The organism is Leclercia sp. AS011, from assembly GCF_037152535.1.
In the GTDB taxonomy this organism is placed as follows: domain Bacteria; phylum Pseudomonadota; class Gammaproteobacteria; order Enterobacterales; family Enterobacteriaceae; genus Enterobacter.
Genome location: NZ_JBBCMA010000001.1, coordinates 1 through 24537, shown reverse-complemented (window position 1 = coordinate 24537; position 24537 = coordinate 1). Strand labels below are relative to the sequence as shown.

General features: G+C 55.2%; 26 protein-coding genes and 1 rRNA gene. 9 read left to right on the top strand and 18 right to left on the bottom strand.

Translation table 11 applies throughout. The annotated features are described in order from the left end of the window. The first annotated feature begins 11 nt into the window (after positions 1-11). A complete protein-coding gene (locus tag WFO70_RS00140; RefSeq protein ID WP_337013909.1) occupies positions 12-272 on the top strand; it encodes a YfhL family 4Fe-4S dicluster ferredoxin in 261 nt (86 codons plus the stop codon). Here WFO70_RS00140 and acpS read toward each other — a convergent pair. The 12 genes from acpS to rseD form a co-directional block, all read right to left on the bottom strand. Continuing rightward, a complete protein-coding gene (gene acpS / locus WFO70_RS00135) occupies positions 269-649 on the bottom strand; it encodes a holo-ACP synthase (protein WP_337013907.1) in 381 nt (126 codons plus the stop codon). The genes WFO70_RS00140 and acpS overlap by 4 nt on opposite strands. Next, positions 649-1380 carry a pyridoxine 5'-phosphate synthase gene (gene pdxJ / locus WFO70_RS00130; protein WP_337013905.1) on the bottom strand — a complete coding sequence of 244 codons (732 nt, stop codon included), beginning with the start codon at positions 1378-1380 and terminating at the stop codon, positions 649-651. The genes acpS and pdxJ overlap by 1 nt, the downstream gene beginning before the upstream one ends. Before the next feature lie 57 nt (positions 1381-1437). Then, entirely contained in the window at positions 1438-2145 is a 708-nt protein-coding gene (gene recO, locus WFO70_RS00125) for a DNA repair protein RecO (RefSeq protein WP_337013903.1), read from the bottom strand. Between the two features lie 11 nt (positions 2146-2156). Beyond that, a complete protein-coding gene (gene era, locus WFO70_RS00120; RefSeq protein ID WP_337013901.1) occupies positions 2157-3062 on the bottom strand; it encodes a GTPase Era in 906 nt (301 codons plus the stop codon). Next, a complete protein-coding gene (gene rnc, locus WFO70_RS00115; protein WP_032613175.1) occupies positions 3059-3739 on the bottom strand; it encodes a ribonuclease III in 681 nt (226 codons plus the stop codon). The genes era and rnc overlap by 4 nt, the downstream gene beginning before the upstream one ends. Before the next feature lie 223 nt (positions 3740-3962). Continuing rightward, the gene (gene lepB / locus WFO70_RS00110) at positions 3963-4937 is read right to left on the bottom strand and encodes a signal peptidase I (protein ID WP_337013898.1); all 975 of its coding nucleotides are present in this window, start codon (positions 4935-4937) and stop codon (positions 3963-3965) included. A gap of 17 nt (positions 4938-4954) precedes the next feature. Next, on the bottom strand, positions 4955-6754 hold the full coding sequence (lepA, locus tag WFO70_RS00105) for a translation elongation factor 4 (RefSeq protein WP_312078558.1): 1800 nt from the start codon (positions 6752-6754) through the stop codon (positions 4955-4957). 184 nt (positions 6755-6938) lie between these two features. After that, a complete protein-coding gene (rseC, locus tag WFO70_RS00100) occupies positions 6939-7415 on the bottom strand; it encodes a SoxR-reducing system protein RseC (protein WP_337013894.1) in 477 nt (158 codons plus the stop codon). Continuing rightward, positions 7412-8365 carry a sigma-E factor regulatory protein RseB gene (rseB, locus tag WFO70_RS00095; RefSeq protein ID WP_337013892.1) on the bottom strand — a complete coding sequence of 318 codons (954 nt, stop codon included), beginning with the start codon at positions 8363-8365 and terminating at the stop codon, positions 7412-7414. The genes rseC and rseB overlap by 4 nt, the downstream gene beginning before the upstream one ends. Beyond that, on the bottom strand, positions 8365-9015 hold the full coding sequence (rseA, locus tag WFO70_RS00090) for an anti-sigma-E factor RseA (RefSeq protein WP_337013890.1): 651 nt from the start codon (positions 9013-9015) through the stop codon (positions 8365-8367). The genes rseB and rseA overlap by 1 nt, the downstream gene beginning before the upstream one ends. A 31-nt stretch (positions 9016-9046) precedes the next feature. Continuing rightward, positions 9047-9622, bottom strand: coding sequence for an RNA polymerase sigma factor RpoE (gene rpoE / locus WFO70_RS00085; RefSeq protein ID WP_032613187.1), 576 nt, complete (start codon positions 9620-9622; stop codon positions 9047-9049). Beyond that, positions 9619-9687 (bottom strand): rpoE leader peptide RseD, encoded by a 69-nt coding sequence (rseD, locus tag WFO70_RS00080; RefSeq protein WP_231313890.1) that lies wholly within the window; start codon positions 9685-9687, stop codon positions 9619-9621. Before rseD ends, rpoE begins: the two co-directional genes overlap by 4 nt. Before the next feature lie 358 nt (positions 9688-10045). Between rseD and nadB the strand changes: the two genes are divergently transcribed. After that, positions 10046-11665, top strand: coding sequence for an L-aspartate oxidase (gene nadB, locus WFO70_RS00075; protein WP_337013888.1), 1620 nt, complete (start codon positions 10046-10048; stop codon positions 11663-11665). Here nadB and trmN read toward each other — a convergent pair. Next, positions 11650-12387: a tRNA(1)(Val) (adenine(37)-N(6))-methyltransferase TrmN gene (gene trmN, locus WFO70_RS00070; protein WP_337013886.1), complete on the bottom strand. Its 738-nt coding sequence runs from the start codon at positions 12385-12387 to the stop codon at positions 11650-11652. The genes nadB and trmN overlap by 16 nt on opposite strands. Positions 12388-12519: 132 nt before the next feature. On the opposite strand from trmN, the gene srmB reads away from it, so the two are divergent. Then, positions 12520-13848 (top strand): ATP-dependent RNA helicase SrmB, encoded by a 1329-nt coding sequence (gene srmB / locus WFO70_RS00065; protein ID WP_337013884.1) that lies wholly within the window; start codon positions 12520-12522, stop codon positions 13846-13848. A 49-nt stretch (positions 13849-13897) separates the two neighbouring features. On the opposite strand, the gene grcA is transcribed toward srmB, so the two are convergent. Beyond that, the gene (gene grcA, locus WFO70_RS00060; RefSeq protein ID WP_103180763.1) at positions 13898-14281 is read right to left on the bottom strand and encodes an autonomous glycyl radical cofactor GrcA; all 384 of its coding nucleotides are present in this window, start codon (positions 14279-14281) and stop codon (positions 13898-13900) included. Between the two features lie 314 nt (positions 14282-14595). On the opposite strand from grcA, the gene ung reads away from it, so the two are divergent. Continuing rightward, the gene (ung, locus tag WFO70_RS00055) at positions 14596-15285 is read left to right on the top strand and encodes a uracil-DNA glycosylase (protein ID WP_032613197.1); all 690 of its coding nucleotides are present in this window, start codon (positions 14596-14598) and stop codon (positions 15283-15285) included. An 89-nt stretch (positions 15286-15374) separates the two neighbouring features. Here ung and WFO70_RS00050 read toward each other — a convergent pair whose 3' ends face one another. Further along, entirely contained in the window at positions 15375-16475 is a 1101-nt protein-coding gene (locus WFO70_RS00050; protein ID WP_337013882.1) for a tRNA/rRNA methyltransferase, read from the bottom strand. Between the two features lie 206 nt (positions 16476-16681). Here WFO70_RS00050 and trxC point away from each other — a divergent pair, with 206 nt between their 5' ends. The 5 genes from trxC to WFO70_RS00020 all read left to right on the top strand — a co-directional run bounded on the left by trxC (position 16682) and on the right by WFO70_RS00020 (position 22403). After that, positions 16682-17101, top strand: a complete 420-nt coding sequence (gene trxC / locus WFO70_RS00045) for a thioredoxin TrxC (RefSeq protein WP_337013880.1) — start codon at positions 16682-16684, stop codon at positions 17099-17101. 71 nt (positions 17102-17172) lie between these two features. Beyond that, positions 17173-17871, top strand: coding sequence for a tRNA-uridine aminocarboxypropyltransferase (gene tapT, locus WFO70_RS00040; protein ID WP_337013878.1), 699 nt, complete (start codon positions 17173-17175; stop codon positions 17869-17871). A gap of 35 nt (positions 17872-17906) precedes the next feature. Then, entirely contained in the window at positions 17907-20570 is a 2664-nt protein-coding gene (locus tag WFO70_RS00035; protein ID WP_337013876.1) for a bifunctional acetate--CoA ligase family protein/GNAT family N-acetyltransferase, read from the top strand. A gap of 110 nt (positions 20571-20680) precedes the next feature. Further along, positions 20681-22036, top strand: a complete 1356-nt coding sequence (gene pssA / locus WFO70_RS00025) for a CDP-diacylglycerol--serine O-phosphatidyltransferase (RefSeq protein ID WP_337016538.1) — start codon at positions 20681-20683, stop codon at positions 22034-22036. 31 nt (positions 22037-22067) lie between these two features. Further along, the gene (locus WFO70_RS00020) at positions 22068-22403 is read left to right on the top strand and encodes a YfiM family lipoprotein (protein WP_442913336.1); all 336 of its coding nucleotides are present in this window, start codon (positions 22068-22070) and stop codon (positions 22401-22403) included. Here the strand turns inward: WFO70_RS00020 and WFO70_RS00015 are convergent. The 3 genes from WFO70_RS00015 to rrf form a co-directional block, all read right to left on the bottom strand. After that, positions 22400-23707, bottom strand: coding sequence for an MFS transporter (locus WFO70_RS00015; protein ID WP_337013874.1), 1308 nt, complete (start codon positions 23705-23707; stop codon positions 22400-22402). The genes WFO70_RS00020 and WFO70_RS00015 overlap by 4 nt on opposite strands. 152 nt (positions 23708-23859) lie before the next feature. Continuing rightward, complete coding sequence (locus WFO70_RS00010) at positions 23860-24315, bottom strand: DUF4385 domain-containing protein (RefSeq protein ID WP_337016536.1); 456 nt, start codon at positions 24313-24315, stop codon at positions 23860-23862. A gap of 122 nt (positions 24316-24437) precedes the next feature. Beyond that, positions 24438-24537: ribosomal RNA gene (gene rrf, locus WFO70_RS00005) — 5S ribosomal RNA — on the bottom strand; the annotation flags it as partial.

Here is a 24537-nt window from a genome sequence, read left to right as displayed (position 1 = left end):
AGAATTTCCTGATGGCGCTGTTAATCACCAAAAAATGCATCAATTGCGATATGTGCGAACCTGAATGCCCGAACCAGGCGATTTCGATGGGGGACAGCATTTATGAGATTAACAGCGACCGCTGCACCGAATGTATTGGTCATTACGAGACGCCAACCTGCCAGAAGGTGTGCCCGATCCCCAATACCATCCTGAAAGACCCGGCACATACTGAATCCGAAGAGCAGCTGTGGGACAAGTTTGTCCTGATGCACCACGCGGATAAGATTTAACTTTCGATAATCACCGTGGCGCAGGCGTAATGGCGTTCATCGGCCAGCGTAACGTGCATATGCGCCACACCCAGCTTTTCCGCCAGCGTTAACGCCTCGCCCCACAGCCGCAGGCGCGGTTTGCCCAGCTCATCGTTAAACACTTCGAACTGATTAAAGGCCAGGCCGTTGCGGATCCCGGTGCCGAAGGCTTTCGCCGCCGCCTCCTTCACCGCAAAACGTTTGGCAAGAAAACGCACCGGCTGCTGGTGCGTCTCCCAGATGGCCCATTCGTTATCGCTGAGCACCCGGCGGGCAAGGCGATCGCCGCTGCGGGCAATCACCGCTTCGATCCGGGCGATCTCGACGATATCCGTGCCTAAGCCGAGGATGGCCATTACTTGCGGGCTTCCAGCATCAGACGCTTCATCTCGGCCACCGCCTCTTTCAGGCCACTCATCACCGCGCGACCGATAATCGCATGGCCGATGTTCAGCTCGTGCATCTCAGGGATAGCGGCAATGGCTTTGACGTTGTGGTAGGTCAGGCCGTGACCGGCATTGACCTTAAGACCCAGACCCGCCGCCCAGGTGGCCGCTTTGGCGATGCGATCCAGCTCTTTTGCCTGAGTGGCTTCATCTTCGGCATCGGCGTAGCAGCCGGTGTGGATCTCAATAAACGGCGCGCCCACGTCGGCGGCGGCTTTGATCTGGGCTTCATCAGCATCGATGAACAGCGACACCAGGATCCCGGCATCGGCCAGGCGCTTGCAGGCGTCACGCATCTTATCCAGCTGACCGGCCACGTCCAGCCCGCCCTCGGTAGTCACTTCCTGACGCTTTTCCGGCACCAGGCAGCAGAAGTGCGGTTTGGTCTCGACGGCAATCGCCAGCATCTCTTCGGTGACGGCCATCTCCAGATTCATGCGGGTGTCCAGGGTCTGGCGCAGGATGCGCACGTCGCGGTCGGTGATATGACGGCGATCTTCGCGCAGATGAACGGTAATGCCATCGGCCCCCGCCTGCTCGGCGATAAATGCCGCCTGAACCGGATCAGGATATGCCGTGCCGCGCGCGTTGCGCAGGGTGGCAATGTGGTCAATGTTGACGCCTAACAGTAATTCAGCCATGACAATCCTCGGTTTTCTTTTGGTTCGTTGTTCGTGATGCCCTCACCCTGGGGGAGGTTAACGCTTCGGCATAAACTGCCGGAATAATTCGCGGCTCTTAAGGGGCTTGCCACCAAGATACGGCTTGAGCGCAATGCGGGTAAAGCGTTTTGCCGCCCGCAGGGTGCTGACGTCGGGAAACTCGCGTTCCGCCAGCGCCCGCAGATCCCGGCCGGTAAAGGTATTGTTGTCGATGACGACACTGGCGATAAAGCCCTTCTCTTCACGATAGCGGTAGGTCATGGTGTCTTCGACGGATTCGCCGCTACCCGCGCAGTGCAGGAAATCGACGCCGTACCCCAGATGGCCGAGCAACGCCAGTTCAAAGCGGCGCAGCACCGGTTCCGGCGAGCCGGTTACGCCCGCCAGTGCTTGCAGGCAGTGCAGATAATCGAAAAAGAGTTCAGAGAAGCGGGTCTCATGTTCCAGAACGCGCGTGATCAGCTCGTTCACATACAGACCGCTATACAGCGTAATACCAGAGAGGGGAAGCGCCAGAGAGACGGCTTCGGCACTGCGCAGGGTTTTGACTTCCCCACGCCCGCTAAAGCGAACCAGCAAGGGTGTGAAGGGTTGCAGAGCGCCCTTCAGGTTAGAACGTTTGGAACGTGCGCCTTTGGCAACAAGGCGCACGCGGCCTGACTCTTCCGTGAAGACGTCCAGCATCAGGCTGGTTTCGCTCCACGGACGGCTGTGAAGGACAAAGGCACGCTGCCATCCATCCACGTTGTTTTGACTTAAACGTCGTCGCCGTAACCGAGGCTACGCAGTGCGCGCTCGTCATCGGCCCAGCCAGATTTCACTTTCACCCACAGTTCCAGGTGAACCGGAGCTTCAAACATCTCCTGCATGTCCTTACGGGCTTCGATACCGATGGTTTTGATTTTGGCACCTTTGTTGCCAATCACCATCTTCTTCTGCCCTTCGCGCTCAACGAGGATCAGCCCGTTGATGTCGTAACCGCCGCGCTCGTTGGTCTGGAAACGTTCGATCTCCACGGTCACGGAGTACGGCAGTTCAGCGCCGAGGAAACGCATCAGTTTTTCACGGATGATTTCAGACGCCATAAAACGCTGAGAACGGTCAGTGATGTACTCTTCCGGGAAGTGATGAATCGCTTCCGGCAGATGCTTACGCACGATGCCCGCGATGGTATCCACGTTCAGACCGGTCTCGGCAGAGAGCGGAACGATATCGAGGAAGTTCATCTGGCTACCCAGCCACTGCAGATGCGGCAGCAGATCGGCTTTTTCCTGCACGTTATCCACTTTGTTGACCGCCAGGATCACCGGCACTTTACCGTCGCGCAGCTTGTTCAGCACCATTTCGTCGTCGGCCGTCCAGCGGGTACCTTCGACAACGAAAATCACCAGCTCAACGTCACCGATAGAGCTGCTCGCCGCCTTGTTCATCAGACGGTTAATGGCGCGTTTCTCTTCCATATGCAGACCCGGGGTATCGACATAAATAGCCTGATACGCCCCTTCGGTATGAATACCGACGATACGGTGACGGGTGGTCTGCGCCTTACGGGAGGTGATGGAAATTTTCTGACCCAGCAGATTATTCAGCAGGGTCGATTTGCCAACGTTCGGGCGTCCGACGATGGCAATAAAACCGCAGTAACTCTTTTCTTCGCTCATTCCAGCTCCAGCATTTTTAACGCCTGTTCGGCGGCAGCCTGTTCCGCCTTGCGACGGCTTGAACCTGTGCCAACCACCGGTTCACTCAGGCCACTGACCTGGCAATGGATGGTAAATTCCTGATCGTGTGCTTCGCCACGAACCTGCACCACCAGATAGGATGGCAGCGGCAGGTGGCGACCCTGCAGGTACTCCTGCAAACGGGTTTTTGGATCTTTCTGTTTATCACCCGGGCTGATTTCATCCAGACGCGACTGATACCAGTTCAGGATCAGTTGCTCAACCGTCTGGATATCGCTGTCGAGGAAAACGCCACCGATTAACGCTTCGACGGTATCCGCGAGAATAGATTCACGACGGAAGCCGCCGCTTTTCAGTTCGCCAGGCCCGAGTCGCAGGCACTCACCCAGTTCAAATTCACGGGCAATTTCGGCAAGCGTATTGCCACGTACCAGCGTTGCGCGCATACGGCTCATATCACCTTCGTCCACGCGCGGGAAACGGTGATAAAGCGCATTCGCAATAACAAAACTTAAAATGGAGTCGCCCAGAAATTCGAGTCGCTCATTGTGTTTGCTGCTGGCACTGCGATGGGTTAATGCCTGTTGCAACAACTCCTGATGCTGAAAAGTGTAGCCCAGCTTCCGTTGAAGCCGATTAATTACGATGGGGTTCATGCGATACCAATAGAATAAATGCGTCAAAAATGCAGCACACGAAACCGTCCTGAGAAAGCCAACGCGGTTTCGTGTGCCGTGGCACTGAATCAGCGCCAACCTTAAACTTCGGGGGAATATTCTATACGCAACGACAGGGGTTGTCGTTAGTCAGAAGAGATTTATCCCTTAAATAATTCACGTAGCCTCTGATTAAAGAGACTACGTGCTCATTTATCAGGAATTAATGGATGCCGCCAATACGATTTAACCGTACGCCGGTCGGCCATTCGCCTTCCTGTTTCTCAAAGCTCATCCAGATAGTGGTCGCTTTACCGACCAGATTCGCTTCCGGCACAAAGCCCCAGTAACGGCTGTCCGCGCTGTTGTCGCGGTTATCACCCATCATGAAGTAGTGTCCCGGCGGCACAATCCAGGTCGCCAGCTGCTGCCCCTGCTGCTGATAGTACATCCCCAGCTGATCCTGAGCGATGGAGACGGTCAGAATACGGTGCGTCACATCACCCAGGGTCTCTTTGCGCTCGTTCAGACGAATACCGTTCTCTTTGGTCTCGCCTTTTGGCAGCTGGAAGAATCCGCTGGTGGCTTCGCCGCCGTTGCGACGGGCAAAGGTCTGCACAAAGTCGCTTGGCTCAACGCCAGAGTAAGTCACCGCCAGCGCGCTTCCGCAGGCCGTACCGGAACTGCAGCCAGGCTGAACCGTCACCTCTTTGGAGACCGGATTATAGGTCACCTTATCGCCCGGCACGCCAACGGTGCGTTTGATGTAATCCAGACGCGGATCGTCCGGATATTTAAACACCACGATATCGCCACGTTTCGGATGACCGGTTTCGATCAGCGTTTTCTGGTAGATCGGATCTTTAATGCCGTAGGCAAACTTCTCCACCAGAATAAAATCACCGATCAGCAGCGTTGGCATCATCGAACCGGATGGGATCTGGAAAGGTTCATAGATAAACGAACGCACCACCAGCACGATCGCCAGCACCGGAAAGACCGATGCGCCCGTCTCCAGCCAGCCCGGCTTAGGGCTGACTTTTTTCAGGGTTTTCGGATCTAACTGGTCGCCCGTGGCCGCCTGTGCGGCAGCCTGACGTTCGCGACGTTTTGGGGCAAAGATAAACTTATCCAGACACCACAACAGCCCCGTCACCAGGGTGGCAATCACCAGGATCAGGGCAAACATGTTCGCCATGCCAACTCCTTAAAGGATTATTTTCCGTCTTTACCCACGTGCAGAATGGCGAGGAACGCTTCCTGCGGCAGCTCGACGTTACCGACCTGCTTCATACGCTTCTTACCTTCTTTCTGCTTCTGGAGCAGCTTCTTCTTACGGCTGACGTCGCCGCCATAGCATTTTGCCAGAACGTTTTTACGCAACTGTTTCACCGTCGAACGGGCGATGATGTGGTTGCCAATGGCCGCCTGGATCGCAATGTCGAACTGCTGGCGTGGGATGAGCTCTTTCATCTTCTCGACCAGTTCGCGACCGCGGTACGGGGCATTGTCGTTGTGGGTAATCAGCGCCAGCGCATCGACACGCTCGCTGTTGATCAGCACGTCCACACGCACCATGTTAGAAGCCTGGAAGCGTTTGAAGTTGTAATCCAGCGACGCATAGCCGCGGGAGGTGGACTTCAGGCGGTCGAAGAAGTCGAGCACCACTTCTGCCATTGGGATTTCATAGGTCAGCGCCACCTGGTTACCGTGGTAAACCATGTTGGTCTGTACGCCACGCTTCTCGATACACAGCGTGATGACGTTCCCCAGGAACTCCTGCGGCAGCAGCATGTGACACTCTGCAATCGGCTCGCGCAGCTCATGAATATTGTTCAGCGGCGGCAGCTTGGACGGGCTGTCGACGTAGATAACCTCTTTCGAGGTGGTTTCAACTTCATACACTACTGTCGGTGCGGTGGTGATCAGATCCAGATCGTATTCACGCTCCAGACGCTCCTGGATGATCTCCATGTGCAGCAGGCCGAGGAAGCCGCAGCGGAAGCCGAAGCCCAGCGCCGTTGAGCTTTCTGGCTCATAGAACAGGGATGCATCATTCAGGCTCAGCTTGCCGAGCGCGTCACGGAAGTTCTCGTAATCATCGGAGCTGACCGGGAACAGACCGGCGTAAACCTGCGGTTTCACCTTTTTGAAACCTGGCAGCGCTTTATCTGCCGGGTTACGTGCCTGGGTCAGGGTATCGCCCACCGGTGCGCCGAGGATGTCTTTGATGGCACAAACCAGCCAGCCTACTTCGCCGCATTTCAGCTCGGTACGGTCAACCTGTTTTGGCGTGAAGATCCCCAGACGGTCAGCGTTATAGACCTGCCCGGTGCTCATCACTTTAATTTTGTCGCCTTTACGCATGGTGCCGTTTTTAATACGCACCAGCGAGACTACGCCGAGATAGTTATCGAACCAGGAGTCGATGATCAGCGCCTGCAGTGGCGCGTCTGCGTCACCTTCCGGGGCCGGGATGTCACGCACCAGGCGTTCGAGTACATCGGGAACGCCAACACCGGTTTTGGCGGAGCAGCGCACCGCATCGGTAGCGTCAATGCCGACGATATCTTCAATCTCTTCCGCTACGCGCTCAGGATCGGCGGCTGGCAGGTCGATTTTGTTCAGTACCGGCACCACTTCGAGATCCATTTCCATCGCGGTATAGCAGTTGGCCAGCGTCTGGGCTTCTACGCCCTGCCCGGCATCAACCACCAGCAGCGCGCCTTCGCAGGCCGCCAGCGAACGGGATACTTCATAGGAGAAGTCAACGTGGCCTGGGGTGTCGATAAAGTTAAGTTGGTAGGTTTCGCCATCAGACGCTTTATAGTCGAGCGTCACGCTCTGCGCTTTAATGGTGATACCGCGTTCGCGTTCCAGGTCCATGGAGTCCAGAACCTGGGCTGCCATTTCACGATCAGACAGGCCACCGCAAATCTGGATAATACGGTCAGACAGCGTCGACTTACCGTGGTCAATGTGAGCAATGATCGAAAAGTTACGTATGTTCTTCATATAGTTAAATAATTATGCCTTACGAATTCCTGGAGGCCGCTGTTCTTAGCCTGACGTTTTTCAGTGCGAAAACGCAGCATTCTACACTACATCTCCTTAACCGGGAAATGCTCTTCCAGCAAGCTTAGCGTGAAGATTCAGCGTTTTCTTTTATGAGATGTAAATAAAGCAAAGCCCGGTGACATCACCGGGCTTCAGAAGAGAGCATTTCGACGCGAAGCTCATTGGGGGGCAGTCCGACGCTGAGAATAACAGGCTGCCACTCTTCGCGTACGGCAAGCCTCGACGAAAAGCCGCGGGCCAGTAAGAAACCACCCACGCCACCGAGGGCTGCACCGCACATCGCGGCCAGATCGGTACCGAACAGCACCTGGAATACCCCGCCCAGGGCAAACAGCCCCACCAGCGGGGAGAGATAGACCAGCATCGCCGAGCCCAGCAGGCTGCCTTCAGCAATGCCTAACTCGACTTTTTGTCCGGCCACCAGCGGCTCTGCGCTGGGTACGCTGATAGTATGCGACGTCTGCGGCCCGAGTTTGTTCAGCACCCGGCTTCCGCAACCGGCGCGGGAGGCGCAGCTGTTACAGGATGCTTTTACGTCACAGCTTACCAGCGCAACGCCCTCCTGCCATGAAACGACAGTTGCCCACTCTTTGATCATTGTCCGGCCTTGAATTTAATGCTGTCTGCGATGCGTTTAGCCGTTTGCGGCGGCAGTTCGCCGACGACGGTGATCTCAGCGTTATCACGCACTGTGGTGCTGACGGTACGACGCCCGGTGCGCAGCATCTGATCGGCGCTTACCGGCGTTGCCCGGTTGATGTTAACCGAGAAGCTGAACAAGCCATCAGAGTAAAGACGGGACTCGACCGGGGTATCAATCGTCGGCAGCTGGCGTCGGCTGCTGGAGACTTCACTGAAGCCCTGCGGGATCCAGTTTGGCGCCCAGTTGAAGTTGACAGGATCGCCAGCCGGGACAGAAAGCAGCGGCGGCAGGCTGGCTTTTGCCAGATTCTGCATGCTGTTGCCGACCTGATCGTCAATGGTAAAGGAGATCACCCGGAACTGCTCCAGCGTCTCGCCATCACGATCCAGCAGGTCGACCCGCATCGGCAGCTTGGTCTCCGCATCCATCCAGACGATATAGCTGTAACGCGTCCCGTCTCTTGCGACCACACGCAGCACTTCACACAGTCGGTCAGCGATACGGGTACGCCCTACGGAGATAAAGTCGTAGTAAGGCGCAAGCCGTTTGAAGTCGGTATAGATGAGCGAAGGCAGCGAATCAACGATGTAATCGCCGTTCAGCGTAAAGGGCTCAAGACCCGGCTCAAAATAGCTGATTTCGTTGCCACGCTGCACGACTTCGCGGCGCGGACCATCCATCTGCAAAAGCTGGGCAAGCGGCTGTTTATCAAGACGGGCATGGCGATAGCGTAACGACTCTACACCCTGCTTATTGATACTGATAAAAGCCAGCTCGTAGTTGAGTGACTGGCTGGCCTGGTTCATTTGCTGTAACAACGCCCCGGACGATACATCAGCCGAGGCGTTGACAGTGAACAACAGGCTACCCGCCATCAGAGACATGGCGCACCAAAGTTGCTTCATTACTGCGATTGCGTTCCTAAAGTTTGGTTTCCGGGCACTTGCACAGCAGCCTGCTGGGTTTGCGCCTGCTCAAACTGAAGCTGTTCGGAATGCAGACGACGCTGCAATTCATAGTCCTGCAACATCGCATTAATACGACGGCGCTGCTCTTGTACCTGCTGCTGCTGACCGGCTCCTGCCGATGCATCAGAAGGAATACCCAGGCTTACCGGGCTGGCTTTGCCCATCATCGGCAGCGTGTTAAACACTGGCGCTTCAGGTTGCTGGCTCACTTCAGATTGGGTGTTATAGTGCTGGACGCCAACAATAACTGCAAGCGATACGCAAGCAGCGACGCCCATTTGCGTCAGTTGACTCGCCCATGGACGCACTTTGTTCCAGAAAGGCATCTTCTGCCACAGGTGCGGTGCCGGTTGGGCTTCAGGAATCAGCGGAGTGGCCTGAGAAACAGGTTCATTCTCAATGGCAGCCATTACGCGAGATGAGATATCAAAATGGAGGAGCTCGCCGGTATCGCCGCGCAGGGTATCGCGGATGAGATGATAACTCTCCCAGGTTTTTTGCATCTCAGGAGAGCGAGAGAGCTCATTGAGCATCTCACTGTCCAGCGTTTCACCATCCATTAAAGCGGAAAGTTGTTCTTTCTGCATGCCTAATACCTTTTCCAGTATCCCGCTATCGTCAACGCCTGATTAGCGGTTGAACTTTATTATCAATAGCTTCTCGCGCACGAAATATCCGTGAGCGAACCGTACCGACCGGGCAATCCATGATAGCGGCTATCTCTTCATAGCTCAGGCCATCCAACTCCCGCAACGTAATTGCCATGCGTAAATCTTCCGGGAGCGACTCGATGGTGCGAAAAACTATTTGTCTCAGTTCTTCTGACAACATTAAGTTCTCAGGGTTCGAAATTTCTTTTAACGCACCGCCGCTTTCAAAATTTTCGGCGTCGATGGCGTCAACATCGCTTGACGGCGGACGACGGCCCTGAGCGACGAGGTAATTCTTGGCAGTATTGACCGCAATACGATACAGCCAGGTATAAAAAGCACTATCTCCCCGGAAAGATTCCAGCGCGCGATAGGCCTTGATAAAAGACTCTTGTACGACATCAGGGACATCGCCTGACGGTACATAGCGGGACACCAGACTCGCCACTTTATGCTGGTAGCGCACCACCAGTAAGTTAAAGGCTTTCTGATCTCCCTTCTGGACCCGTTCAACCAGAATCTGGTCCGTTAACTGCTCGCTCATCCGAGGTAATGTCTCCCCAAACCTAAAATCCACGCGTTATCGAAACGCCACTCCAAACACTGCACTGTGAGCAAGCAGTTGCTTTGAGGGTCTTTTTTTCAAAAAGTTCCGTCACGCCTTTGTTTTTGTTAATCGCGTCGCAGACTGTTCATTTTCTATCATTATAAGTCTGATACTGAAACGCACCCAGTTTCTGATAAGAATTGGCATTTTACCGCTTGCAGGGTACCGCAAGACAGGCTTTATTTCACCACAAAATCTGAAGCTAACGATCTGCTTCGCAAAATATTTTCGCCCTTTTAGTGTTTCCTCCCCGCCCTACTGGCTGTTTAGCCATTGCAACACGTAGCAAAAAAAACGTGCGATTCATCGCATTCGGGTGCTATGCTGACCAAACACTGTTTAGTAAATTAAACACACATCATGAACGCAATGTCTGAACTCTCCTGTGACGTACTGATTATCGGCAGCGGTGCCGCCGGCCTTTCACTGGCGCTGCGACTCGCCCCACACCAGAAAGTAATTGTCCTCAGTAAAGGCCCTATCAGCGAAGGCTCCACTTTCTATGCACAGGGCGGGATTGCCGCTGTGTTTGATGAAACGGACAGTATCGACTCGCATGTGGAAGATACCCTTATTGCCGGTGGCGGGATCGTCGATAAGCACGCTGCGGAGTTTGTCGCCAGCAATGCCCGTCATTGTGTGCAGTGGCTCATCGATCAGGGTGTGTTGTTTGATACGCATGTGCAGGCCAACGGTGAAGAGAGCTATCACCTGACGCGGGAAGGTGGGCATAGCCATCGCCGTATCCTGCACGCTGCGGATGCCACCGGTAAAGAGGTGGAAACGACGCTGGTCAGCCAGGCGTTAAGCCATCCGAATATCCAGGTGCTGGAACGCAGCAACGCGGTGGACCTGATCATCTCCGATAAGATTGGCCTGCCGGGCACGCGTCGCGTTGTGGGTGCCTGGGTGTGGAACCGAAATAAAGAGACGGTAGAAACCTGCCGGGCAAAATCGGTGGTGCTTGCAACAGGCGGTGCTTCCAAGGTATATCAGTACACCACCAACCCGGATATCTCCTCAGGAGACGGGATTGCCATGGCCTGGCGTGCAGGCTGTCGCGTGGCTAACCTGGAATTTAACCAGTTCCACCCCACCGCCCTCTTCCATCCGCAGGCCCGCAATTTCTTACTGACCGAAGCCCTGCGTGGTGAAGGGGCGCATTTAAAACGCCCGGACGGCACGCGCTTTATGCCTGACTTTGACGAGCGTGGCGAGCTGGCCCCGCGTGATGTCGTGGCCCGCGCTATCGATCATGAAATGAAACGCCTGGGCGTGGACTGCATGTATCTGGATATCAGCCATAAACCGGCAGAGTTTGTGCGTCAGCACTTCCCGACGATCTATGAAAAACTGCTGGGATTAGGCATCGACATTACCAAAGAGCCGATGCCTGTGGTGCCTGCGGCGCACTATACCTGCGGCGGAGTGATGGTGGACGATCATGGCCGCACTGACGTCGACGGTCTGTATGCCATCGGGGAAGTGAGTTATACCGGCCTGCATGGCGCTAACCGTATGGCATCGAACTCCCTGCTGGAGTGTCTGGTCTACGGCTGGTCGGCAGCGGAAGATATTACCAAACGCATGCCGTACGCCCGTCAGGCGGATAACCTGCCTGCCTGGGATGAGAGCCGCGTGGAAAATCCGGATGAGCTGGTAGTGATCCAGCATAACTGGCACGAGCTGCGCCTCTTTATGTGGGATTACGTTGGAATTGTACGTACCACCAAGCGGCTGGAGCGCGCCCTGCGCCGCATTACCATGCTACAGCAGGAGATTGACGAGTATTACGCCCACTTCCGCGTCTCAAACAACCTGCTGGAGCTGCGTAATCTGGTTCAGGTGGCAGAGTTGATTGTACGCTGCGCAATGATGCGTAAAGAGAGCCGCGGGCTGCATTATACCCTCGACTACCCGGAACAACTTGAGCACTCCGGGCCGTCCGTGCTCTCTCCGCTGACTCACATAAACAGATAGAACGGGTGGGTCAGCGCCGTGTAATCCTCGGAATAGCGCTGATCCGGCCCCCGAATCACCATCCTGTCGCTGAAACACTCCCCTTCTTTCGGCGACAGCGCCACCAGCACCCGATGCGGTAGCCTGCCTTCCGTGTCAGCAATATCGGTGCGCAGGCGTAAATACCAGCCCATCTCCAGTGCATTACTGACAAGGGCAGTGCCTGCGCTTTCCGGTAATACCACGCAGAAAAACCCCTCTTCGGTGATCAACGCCGCCGCACAGGCTAACAGTGAGCTGTGATCGAGCGAGCCGGTTGAGCGGGCTTGATCGCGCTCGGGCGTTGCGCACCCGACGCCGGGTTCATAATAAGGAGGATTACTGACAATTAAGTCATAGCGAGCCGTTTGCTCTGGTGCCCAGGTCAGAACATCCGCACAATGGAGGGTAATACGAGACGCCCAGGGAGACTCCGCCACGTTTTCTGCCGCCTGTTCGGCCGCCTGCGGATCCAGCTCAACGGCATCCAGGGTGACAGATTCCCCGGTACGCTGAGCCAGCATCAGGGCTAAGAGTCCGCTGCCGCTGCCAATATCAAGGATACGTTTAACGCCTGCAACCGGTGCCCATGCCCCCAGTAAAATGCCATCAGTACCGACTTTCATCGCACAACGATCGTGAGCGACAAAGAACTGCTTAAAGGTAAAACCATCGCGGCGCAGCTGCGCTTTGAGTTGAGACATGTCAGAGCAACCTTCAAAATGAAACGGGAGTAGCATAGGTGAAAGCGCAATGAGGGAAAAGGGATATCCACACAAACAGATGAAGATCGCAGCCATAACGTCTATAATCAGCGCCCCACACAGAGGTAGAACATGACTGTAACGACTTTTTCCGAACTTGAACTCGACGAAAGCCTTCTGGAAGCTCTCCAGAATAAAGGCTTCACACGCCCGACTGCCATCCAGGCGGCAGCCATTCCGCCTGCGTTAGAAGGCCGCGACGTACTCGGTTCAGCGCCGACAGGCACCGGTAAAACAGCGGCGTATCTGCTGCCCGTCTTGCAGCATCTTATTGATTTCCCGCGTAAGAAATCCGGGCCGCCGCGCATTCTTATCCTGACCCCGACACGTGAGTTAGCCGTACAGGTTGCGGAGCATGCACGTGAACTGGCTGCCAGGACCCATCTGGATATTGCGACCATCACCGGTGGCGTCGCCTATATGAACCACGCCGAAGTGTTCAGTGAGAACCAGGATATCGTGGTCGCCACGACCGGGCGCCTGATGCAGTACATCAAAGAAGAGAACTTTGACTGTCGTGCTGTTGAAACGCTGATTCTCGATGAAGCGGACCGCATGCTGGAGCTGGGCTTCGCGCAGGATATTGAACACATCGCAGGCGAAACGCGCTGGCGCAAACAGACCATGCTGTTCTCCGCAACGCTTGAAGGCGATGCCATCAAGGACTTTGCTGAGCGTCTGCTTAACGATCCGGCAGAAGTCTCTGCTACGCCGTCCACGCGTGAGCGTAAAAAAATTCACCAGTGGTATTATCGCGCCGATAACTACGAGCATAAGCTCGAGTTACTTAAGCATCTGTTAAAACAAGATGATACAACGCGCACCATCGTTTTTGTCCGCAAACGCGAACGTGTGCATGAGCTGGCGGAACAGCTCCGGGCCGCAGGCATTAACAACTGTTATCTCGAAGGCGAGATGGCGCAGGTTAAACGTACCGAAGGGATTAAACGCCTGACCGAAGGTCGCGTGAACGTGCTGATTGCCACCGACGTGGCGGCGCGTGGTATCGATATTCCTGAAGTAAGCCATGTGATTAACTTCGACATGCCGCGCAGCGGAGATACTTACCTGCACCGTATCGGTCGTACCGGGCGAGCTGGCCTGAAAGGCACGGCTATCTCTCTGGTGGAAGCGCATGACTATCTGCTGCTGCAGAAAGTGGGCCGCTACATCGACGAGCCGGTGAAAGCGCGCGTGATTGATGAACTGCGCCCTGTTACCCGTCCGCCAAGTGAGAAGATGACGGGTAAACCGTCCAAGAAGGTGCTCGCTAAACGCGCAGAGAAAAAAGAGAAAGAAAAAGAGAAACCGCGCGCGAAGCAACGCCACCGTTACAGCAAAAACATTGGCAAGCGTCGTAAGCCAAGCGGCAGCGCGCCGGCCTCACAGAAAGAAGAGTAAAAAAAACGCCGGGGATAACCCGGCGTTTTTATTTGTACCCTGCCAACAATTACAGGCTGGCGGTAAAGGTACGCGCAATCACGTCACGCTGCTGTTCTGCAGTCAGGGAGTTGAAGCGAACGGCGTAGCCAGAAACGCGGATGGTCAGCTGCGGATATTTTTCCGGGTGCTTAACAGCATCTTCCAGGGTTTCACGACGCAGTACGTTAACGTTCAGATGCTGACCGCCTTCAACACGCACTTCCGGTTTGATCTCCATTGGGATTTCGCGATATTCGAATTCGCCCAGCGCATTAACCTGAACAACCTCGTCTTCAGCAAAGCCTGCTTTTGCACATACGCAGCGCGCTTCGCCTTTTTCGCTGTCCAGCAGCCAGAAAGAGTTCAGCAGGTCGTCGTTTGCAGCTTTAGTAATCTGGATACCAGTAATCATGTGATGCCTCCCTTAAACTACACTATTGGGTGTCGCCCGTTATTTAGGGCAATTGGTAAAACCATTGTTGCTTGAGTGTATATATATCAGTCAACCCATCGGCATTCTTTGACTTAAATCAATAAAAACCATACAAGAAAAAGGGCCATAGAGGAAGATTGTTGTTTTATATCAATTTTCCCCAAATCCAGCACTCAAAAAATCTTGTAATTTTTTAAATATTTTTCAACAGGATGACCTTTTTCAGCGGGCAATTTTGCTCCCTGGTCATAAGCAGTTAAGCTAGGGGCAGAGAAAATTCGCAGGAGAGCGAGATGACTACACCTTTAACCTGGCACGACGTCCTGGCCGATGAGAAAAAACAGCCTTACTTCGTCAACACCCTGAACACCGTTGCCGCTGAACGTCAGGACGGCATCACCATCTATCCTCCCCAGAAAGACGTGTTTAACGCCTTCCGCTTTACTGAATTGGCCGATGTCAAAGTAGTCATCCTGGGTCAGGATCCCTATCACGGGCCGGGTCAGGCGCACGGACTGGCCTTCAGCGTGCGTCCGGGCGTTGCGACCCCACCTTCCCTGCTGAATATGTATAAGGAGCTGGAAGCCTCGGTACCTGGTTTTACCCGACCCGCGCACGGCTATCTGGAAAGCTGGGCACGACAGGGTGTTCTGCTGCTTAACACCGTGCTGACGGTTCGCGCAGGACAGGCACATTCCCATGCCAGCCTCGGCTGGGAGACCTTTACGGATAAAGTCATCAGCCTGATTAACCAGCATCGGGAAGGTGTGGTGTTTTTACTGTGGGGATCTCACGCGCAGAAGAAAGGGGCAATCATTGATACCCAGCGTCACCATGTGCTGAAAGCACCGCACCCATCACCGCTGTCAGCGCATCGCGGCTTTTTTGGCTGCAACCATTTTGTGCTGGCGAATGAGTGGCTGGAGAAACAGGGCGAAACGCCGATTAACTGGATGCCGGAGTTACCGGCTGAAAGCGAATAGAGTGGTTTTGTAGGCCGGGTAAGGCGAAGCCGCCACCCGGCACATTGCCCGGCGGCGCTACGCTTGCCGGGCCTACGAACAAAGCGACATTACGCTTTGTTCTGACGCCACCATTCCGCCAGCAGAACGCCGGTCGCAACGGATACGTTGAGGCTTTCTACATTGCCGGTACCATCAATTGAGACGCTCAGATCGGCGCTGGACAGTGCCGCATCGGTCAGACCATCACGCTCCTGACCCAACACCAGCACCATTTTACGTGGCAGTGTCGCTTTAAACAGCGGCGTGGTGCCTTTGTGGCTGGAGGTAGTCACAATGGCGTAGCCCGCTTTACGGAACTGCTCAATGGCTTCCAGCACGCTGTCGCCGGTGATCGGCTGAACATGCTCCGCCCCGCCTTCCGCCGTACGGATTGCCGCACCAGATTCCAGCAGAGCCGCATCCTGCAACAGTACCCCTTTGACGCCGAAATGAGCGCAGCTGCGCATCATCGCGCCAAGGTTGTGCGGGTTGCCCACGTCTTCCAGGGCCAGCACGCAGTCATCTTCGCCTGCCTGGCTTACCCACTGCTTAACGGTGGTTCCGTTACGTTTCTTAATCAGGAAGCACACGCCACCGTGGTGTTCGGTGCCCGACGCTTTGGTGATCTCAGCATCGTCTACAACGTGGTAGGCTTTGCGGTTGGCGGCCATCCAGCGCAGCGCTTCTTTGAAACGCGGCGTAACGCTCTGGATAAACCAGGCGCGAACGATGCAATCAGGGCGGCTCTGGAACAGGGCCTGGCAGGCGTTCTCACCGTAGACGCGGGTCTCTTCCGCGCGCTGACGACGGATCACTTCAGGATCGATAACCGCTTTACCGGCCATGCTCCCGTGATCGACGGGTGCTTTTGACTCATCGCCAGGTGCACGGGAAACGGTACGCCATGGGGACGCATCGCGGTTAAAGTCGTCGCGTTTGAAATCATCACGCTTACGGTCGTCACGTTTACGATCGTCGCGTTTGCGGTCATCACCGCGGCTGTTTCTCTCATCGCGGGCGGGGCGACGGCCACCGTCTGCACGAGATGGCCCTGGACGCCCGCCACCTTTTCCGGTACGCGGATTTTCGGTGCGTTTATCAGAGTCATCATCACTGCGGACATACATCACTTTGACCTTGCCGCTTTTGTTTTTCAGTTCGTCGTTCATGCTTTTCTCCACCAGCGCTGCGCGAAGCGCGCAGATTACCCGATGTCCCGGCGCATAGCCATTACTTCGTATAAAAGCCTGTGACTATTGTTCTCATTGAATAAAACGCATTGTCGTTTCAAACAGGGTCGTTGATAATATGTAACATATTGGAAACATAACCGGCATGTTGCCGATTTGTCCCCCTGCTCTACCTGAGGTTAGTTATGAATACCGTATGTGCCAACTGCCAGGCTCTTAACCGCATTCCGGATGATCGAATTGATGACGGAGCAAAATGCGGACGCTGCGGTCATGAATTGTTCGATGGTGATGTCATTAATGCTACCGGTGCAACTCTGGATAAACTGCTGAAGGACGATCTGCCGGTAGTCATTGATTTCTGGGCTCCCTGGTGCGGCCCGTGCCGTAACTTTGCCCCGATTTTTGAAGATGTCGCCGAAGAGCGCAGCGGTAAAGTGCGTTTCGTGAAAGTGAATACCGAGACCGAACGCGAGCTGAGCGCCCGCTTCCGCATTCGCAGTATCCCGACCATCATGATTATCAAGAATGGCGAAGTTGTTGATATGTTGAACGGTGCCGTTCCTAAAGCCCCGTTTGACAGCTGGCTGAACGAATCCCTCTGATATTCCGGGGCACGTAACTTGTGCCCCGCTCTCGCCTCTGCGAGAATGGCGTTTTTTCTGCGCACTCCCCCATGACTGATAACGCCGTACTGCAATTGCGCGCCGAACGCCTGGCGCGTGCGACTCGCCCCTTTCTTGCCCGTGGTAACCGCATTCGTCGCTGTCAGCGCTGCCTGCTGCCGCTTAAGCAGTGCCTGTGCGCGACCCTGATCCCGAGCCAGGCCCACAGCCGTTTCTGTCTGGTGATGTTCGATACCGAACCGATGAAACCGAGCAATACCGGGCGGTTGATCGCCGATATTTTACCCGATACCACCGCCTTCCAGTGGTCACGTACTGAGCCGCCGCAGGCGCTGCTCGATCTGGTCGCGAGCCCCGATTATCAACCTATGGTCGTGTTCCCCGCTTCCTATGCAGGAGAATCACGTCAGGTGCTTTCCGTGCCGCCATCCGGCAAGCCGCCGCTGTTCATAATGCTGGATGGCACCTGGACCGAAGCGCGCAAAATGTTCCGCAAGAGCCCTTACCTTGATGCCCTGCCGGTCATCTCCGTCGACCTGTCGCGCGTTTCCGCTTACCGCCTGCGCGAAGCCCATGCTGAAGGTCAGTACTGCACCGCCGAAGTGGCGATTGCCCTGCTGGATCTGGCGGGAGATGTACAAGCGGCTGGCGCACTGGGCGATCACTTCACGCGTTTTCGTGAACGCTATCTGGCCGGAAAAACCATTCATAAGGGAAGCATCACAGCAGCGGAGCCGGAAAGCGTTTAAAATCATCAGGTCACTCGCCCTTTCAGGAGACTTGTATGAGCCAGCGCGGGTTAGAAGCCTTACTCCGCCCTAAATCCATCGCCGTGATTGGCGCGTCGATGAAACCCGAACGCGCCGGTTACCTGATGATGCGAAACCTGCTCGCAGGCGGTTTTAACGGCCCGATCCTGCCGGTGACACCGGCTTATAAAGCCGTGCTGGGCGTTCTGGCCTGGCCCGACGTCGACGCTCTGCCCTTTATTCCCGATCTCGCGGTGCTGTGTACCCACGCCCGCCGCAATATCGCGCTACTCGAGGCGCTGGGGGAAAAGGGCTGCAAAACCTGCATCATTCTCTCCTCGCCGCCTGAACAACAGGCGGAGCTGCTGGCCTGCGCGGCGCGACACCAGATGCGGCTGCTGGGGCCAAACAGCCTCGGCCTGTTGGCTCCCTGGCAGGGGCTGAACGCCAGTTTCTCTCCCGTGCCAATACGTAAAGGCAAACTGGCCTTTATCTCGCAGTCGGCTGCGGTCTCCAATACCATTCTCGACTGGGCCCAGCAGCGCGAGATGGGGTTCTCCTACTTTATCGCGCTGGGCGACGGGCTGGACATTGATGTCGACGAGCTGCTGGATTTCCTGGCGCGTGACAGCAAAACCAGCGCGATTCTGCTCTATCTTGAACATCTCAGCGACGCGCGACGCTTTGTGTCCGCCGCCCGTAGCGCCTCGCGCAATAAACCGATCCTGGTGATCAAAAGCGGACGTAGCCCGGCCGCCCAACGTCTGTTGCACTCCCATTCCGGGATGGATCCGGCATGGGATGCGGCTATCCAGCGCGCCGGTTTACTGCGCGTTCAGGATACTCACGAACTCTTTTCCGCTGTCGAAACGCTCAGCCATATGCGCCCGCTGCGGGGAGAGCGGCTGATGATCATCAGCAATGGCGCCGCCCCGGCTGCGCTGGCGCTGGACGAACTCTGGCTGCGCAACGGGAAGCTGGCCGCACTCAGCGAAGAGACGCTCCAGCGCCTGCGTGATACGCTGCCGCCCGGCGTGGAGCCGGGTAATCCCCTGGATTTGCGCGATGATGCCAGTAGCGATCGCTATATCAGCGCCCTGAACATCCTGCTGGAAAGCCAGGATTTTGACGCCCTGATGGTCATTCACTCCCCGAGCGCCGTAGCACCGGGTAGCGAAAGCGCCCGTTCGCTGATTGAGGCCGTGAAGAAGCATCCCCGGGGAAAATACGTGTCGCTCCTGACTAACTGGTGCGGCGAGTATTCCTCTCAGGAGGCGCGACGCCTGTTCAGCGAGGCGGGATTGCCGACATACCGCACCCCGGAAGGCACTATCACTGCCTTTATGCATATGGTGGAGTACCGGCGTAACCAGAAACAGCTGCGGGAAACGCCTGCGCTTCCTGGCAATCTGACGGCCAATACCGGCCACGCCCGGGCCCTGCTGCAGCGCGCCATTGATGATGGCGCACGCTCGCTGGATACCCATGAGGTGCAGCCGATCCTTAATGCCTTCGGCATGCATACCCTGCCGACCTGGATCGCCAGCGACAGTGCAGAAGCGGTGCATATCGCCGAGCAGATTGGTTATCCGGTGGCCCTGAAACTGCGCTCTCCCGATATTCCGCATAAGTCGGAAGTCCAGGGGGTCATGCTGTATCTGCGCACCGCCGCAGAAGTGCAGCAGGCGGCGGATGCCATTATCGATCGCGTCAAAATGACCTGGCCCCAGGCACGCATTCACGGTCTACTGGTGCAAAGCATGGCCAACCGCGCGGGCGCACAGGAGCTGCGGGTGGTGGTCGAACACGATCCGGTCTTCGGCCCGCTGATCATGCTGGGTGAAGGGGGCGTGGAGTGGCGCCCTGAAGAGCAGGCTGTGGTGGCGCTGCCTCCGCTGAACATGAACCTGGCGCGCTATCTGGTGATCCAGGGGATCAAGAGCAAGAAGATCCGCGGACGTAGCGCCTTGCGACCGCTGGATATTGCCGCCCTGAGCCAGTTCCTGGTGCAGGTATCGAACCTGATTGTCGACAGCCCGGAAATTCGGCGTCTGGATATTCATCCTTTGCTGGCATCCGGCAGCGAGCTGACGGCGCTGGATGTGACGATGGATGTTGCGGCCTTTACCGGCGATCGTGAAAGCCGTCTCGCAATCCGCCCTTATCCCCATCAGCTTGAAGAGTGGGTGGAGATGAAAAATGGCGAGAGATCGCTGTTTCGTCCCATCCTGCCGGAAGATGAACCTCAGCTGCAGCGCTTTATCGACCAGGTAACAAAAGAAGATCTGTACTACCGCTACTTTAGTGAAATCAACGAATTTACCCACGAAGATTTAGCCAATATGACGCAGATCGACTACGATCGGGAAATGGCTTTTGTTGCCGTCCGCCGCACGGATGAGGGCGATGAGATCCTTGGCGTCACGCGTGCTATTTCCGATCCCGATAACGTCGATGCGGAGTTTGCAGTGCTGGTTCGCTCCGATCTAAAAGGACTCGGATTGGGAAGACGGTTACTGGAAAAGCTAATCAGTTATACGCGCGATCACGGACTTATCCGCCTCAATGGCATTACTATGCCCAATAACCGGGGCATGATCGCTCTGGCACGAAAATTAGGCTTTACCGTTGATGTTCAGCTGGAAGACGGCATCGTCGGGTTGACGCTGGCGCTGATGTCAGCAGGTAAACAAGAGTAAGGTACTGGAAATGTTGACCACTTTAAACGGCACTGGTGGTATGATTGCCCGCTTCTGTTGTCTGCATAGTCCATATAATCCTTCAATGAACAGAGAAGAAACGCACTGTGATGTTGTCCAAATTTAAGCGTAACAAACATCAACAACACCTTGCTCAACTACCGAAGCTTTCTCAGTCAGTTGATGATGTAGAGTTCTTTTATGCTCCCGCCGATTTTCGGGAGACGCTACTGGAAAAAATTGCCAGCGCAACGCATCGTATCTGCATCATCGCGCTTTATCTTGAACAGGATGAAGGCGGCAGCGCCATTTTACGCGCGGTATACGAGGCCAAACGTCAGCGCCCGGAACTGGATGTACGCATCCTGGTTGACTGGCATCGCGCCCAGCGCGGACGTATTGGTGCGGCCGCATCCAACACCAATGCCGACTGGTATTGCCGCATGGCGCAGGAGAATCCTGGCGTAGAGGTCACGGTTTATGGTGTCCCGGTTAACACCCGCGAAGCGCTCGGTGTACTCCATTTCAAAGGCTTCATTATTGATGACAGCGTGCTGTACAGCGGCGCGAGTCTGAATGACGTCTACCTGCATCAGCTCGATAAATACCGTTACGATCGCTATCACCTGGTGCGTAATGCCCGCATGGCGGACATCATGTTCGAGTGGGTTGATCAGCACCTGGTGCGCGGTCGCGGCGTGAATCGCCTTGACGATCCCCATCGTCCAAAAAGCCCGGAGATTAAAAATGACATTCGCCTTTTCCGTCAGGAACTGCGCGATGCCATGTACCATTTCCAGGGTGATGCGGATAACGAACAGCTTGCGGTGACGCCTCTTGTAGGCCTGGGCAAGTCCAGCCTGCTCAATAAAACCATCTTCCATCTTATGCCCTGCACCGAGCATAAGCTGACCATCTGCACGCCATACTTCAACCTGCCAGCCGTGCTGGTGCGTAATATCATTCAGCTCTTACGGGACGGCAAAAAGGTGGAGATTATCGTAGGCGATAAAACCGCGAACGATTTCTTTATCCCGGAAGATCAGCCGTTCAAGATCATCGGCGCTCTGCCTTATCTGTATGAGATCAACCTGCGCCGCTTCCTCAGCCGCCTGCAGTATTATGTGAATACCGATCAGCTGGTGGTGCGTCTCTGGAAAGATGAAGACAATAGCTATCACCTGAAAGGAATGTGGGTTGATGATGAATGGATGCTGCTGACGGGAAATAACCTCAACCCGCGTGCATGGCGACTGGATCTGGAGAATGCCATTCTGATCCACGACCCGCGCCACGAGCTTGCCGCTCAGCGCGATCGCGAGCTGGAGCTGATTCGCACCCACACCACTGTGGTTAACCATTACCGCGATCTGCAGAGCATTGCCGATTACCCGGTCAAGGTCAGAAAGCTGATCCGCCGTCTGCGCAGGATCCGAATCGATCGTCTGATTAGCCGCATTTTGTAATCTTCAGCCCTGTCATCGACGGGGCTTTTTTATGGAGGTCGTTGTGCGTTATTTCCTGTTAATGGGCTGTCTGGTCCTGTCCGGCTGCAGCCATATGGCTCAGGATAGCTGGTCTGGTCAGGATAAGGCGCAACACTTTTTAGCCTCGGCAATGCTATCGGCGGCGGGTAATGAATATGCTCAACGCCAGGGTTACAGCCGCGATCGTAGCGCCGCGTATGGTCTGATGTTTTCGGTCAGTCTGGGCGCATCGAAGGAGCTGTGGGACAGCCGCCCGGCGGGGAGCGGCTGGAGCTGGAAAGATTTTGCCTGGGATATCGCCGGCGCGACGACCGGCTATAGCCTGTGGCAACTGGCAGATCGCTAAAGACGGATCCCTTTGCCTTTTCGGTGCAGCATCAACGAGACAATGAATGCCAGCGCTCCCATCAGCGTAACGTACCAGAAGAAGATGGTCTCATTTCCTGCCGATTTCAGTGACAGTGCGACATATTCCGCCGAACCGCCAAACAGCGCATTAGCCACTGCATAAGACAGCCCAACGCCCAGCGCACGTACCTGAGCCGGAAACATCTCTGCTTTAAGGATACCGCTGATAGAGGTATAGAAGCTGGCGATAATCAGCGCCACCATTACCAGTGCAAAAGCGGCATAAGGAGATGAAACATGCTGAAGGGCCGTGAGAATGGGCACCGTGCATAACGCCGACAACCCGCCAAAAATCAGCATTGAGTTACGACGACCTATTTTATCCGATAGCGCGCCGACGATGGGCTGAATCAACATAAAGACAAACAGCGCTACCGTCATGACCATACTCGCCACGTTAGCGTGCATGCCCGTCGTGTTGACCAGATACTTCTGCATATAGGTAGTAAAGGTATAGAAGGTGAGCGAGCCGCCTGCCGTAAAGCCAAGCACCATCAGAAATGCCTTCCGGTTACGCCACAAACCTTTAAATGAACCTGCCTCTTTTAACGCCCGCACCTCTTTTCGGGACGTCTCTTCCAGCTGGCGGCGTAACCACAATGCCACAACAGCAAGTACCGCACCGATCGCAAAAGGAATACGCCATCCCCAGGCACGAAGATCTTCATCACTCAGAACCTGTTGCAGGATTACTACTGCAAGGATAGCCAGCAGCTGTCCACCTATCAGCGTGACGTACTGAAAAGAGGCATAGAAGCCCTTACGACCCTCCACTGCGACTTCACTCATATAGGTCGCGCTGGTGCCGTATTCTCCCCCCACGGAGAGCCCCTGGAACAAACGGGCCAGCAACAGTAAGGCCGGTGCCCATGTGCCGATCGCGTCATAGCCAGGTAAACAGGCGATCACCAAAGAGCCGAAACACATCATGCAGACGGAGATCAGCATGGACGTTTTTCGCCCTTTTCTGTCGGCGATGCGACCAAACAGCCAGCCACCGATCGGACGCATTAAAAAGCCGGCGGCGAAGACGCCTGCGGTTTGCAGCAGTTGGGTAGTGGTGTTGCCGGATGGGAAGAAGATATGGGCAAAATAGAGTGAGCAAAATGAGTAAACGTAAAAGTCGAACCATTCCACCAGATTGCCTGAAGATGCGCCGACAATTGCCCAGATCCTACGGCGAGTATCCCCGTCTGTTGCTTTTTTACTATCCGTATCTATACTTGCTACGGTTTCTGTCATTTTAAATCCCCTGTCTTACATTGCGGGCCATTGCACCCATTCCAGTAAAACCAGGTTTAAAATTTAACGTTAGGTAAAAAAATTGTTTCTATTATGTTTCATTTAATTTTGTGAGTTACGTCATAAAACGAGCGCTAATGGGAGTGGCGTCGTTATCCCCACTTTTTTTGATGCGCTTGTTTTCGTTGCAAATAATCTTCGTCGGCGCGAATTTTATCCCACCATCCTTTAAAGATTTTGGCCGCTTCGGCTTTCACAGGATCGTGATCTAACGGACGAACGTTGCATTCATCATCATACTTTTTTCCGCCTTTGTGGTTGGCGTAGCGTCTGGCGCGGGTATATCCCATCTGAATAAACTTCCTTGCCATATCCATGCCCACAAAATCGTTTTGCTGGCGGTATTGTTCAAACAGCGCATAGATCTCCTGCGCAGATTTGGTCGCAACCTCAGCATTTTTATATCGCCAGTGGGGAAGGATTTCGCTTTTGTAAGGTTCAACCAGCAGAACACCTTGTTCTCCCCGTCCTACCTGGTAAAGCTCCGGGTGGTCACGGAAGTTAGTGTTGGCGAAATCTTGTTGGTAGTTAAAGGGTGGGTTCGGCAAAATAACCTCGCTGACGATGCGTATCTTGTTATTGTAGGCCGGGCAGGCGAAGCCGCCAGCCGGTTTTTTCCGCCCCAACGCAAAAAGCCCATCCGTGAGGATGGGCTTTCGCGTAATTTGATGCCTGGCAGTTCCCTACTCTCGCATGGGGAGACCCCACACTACCATCGGCGCTACGGCGTTTCACTTCTGAGTTCGGCATGGGGTCAGGTGGGACCACCG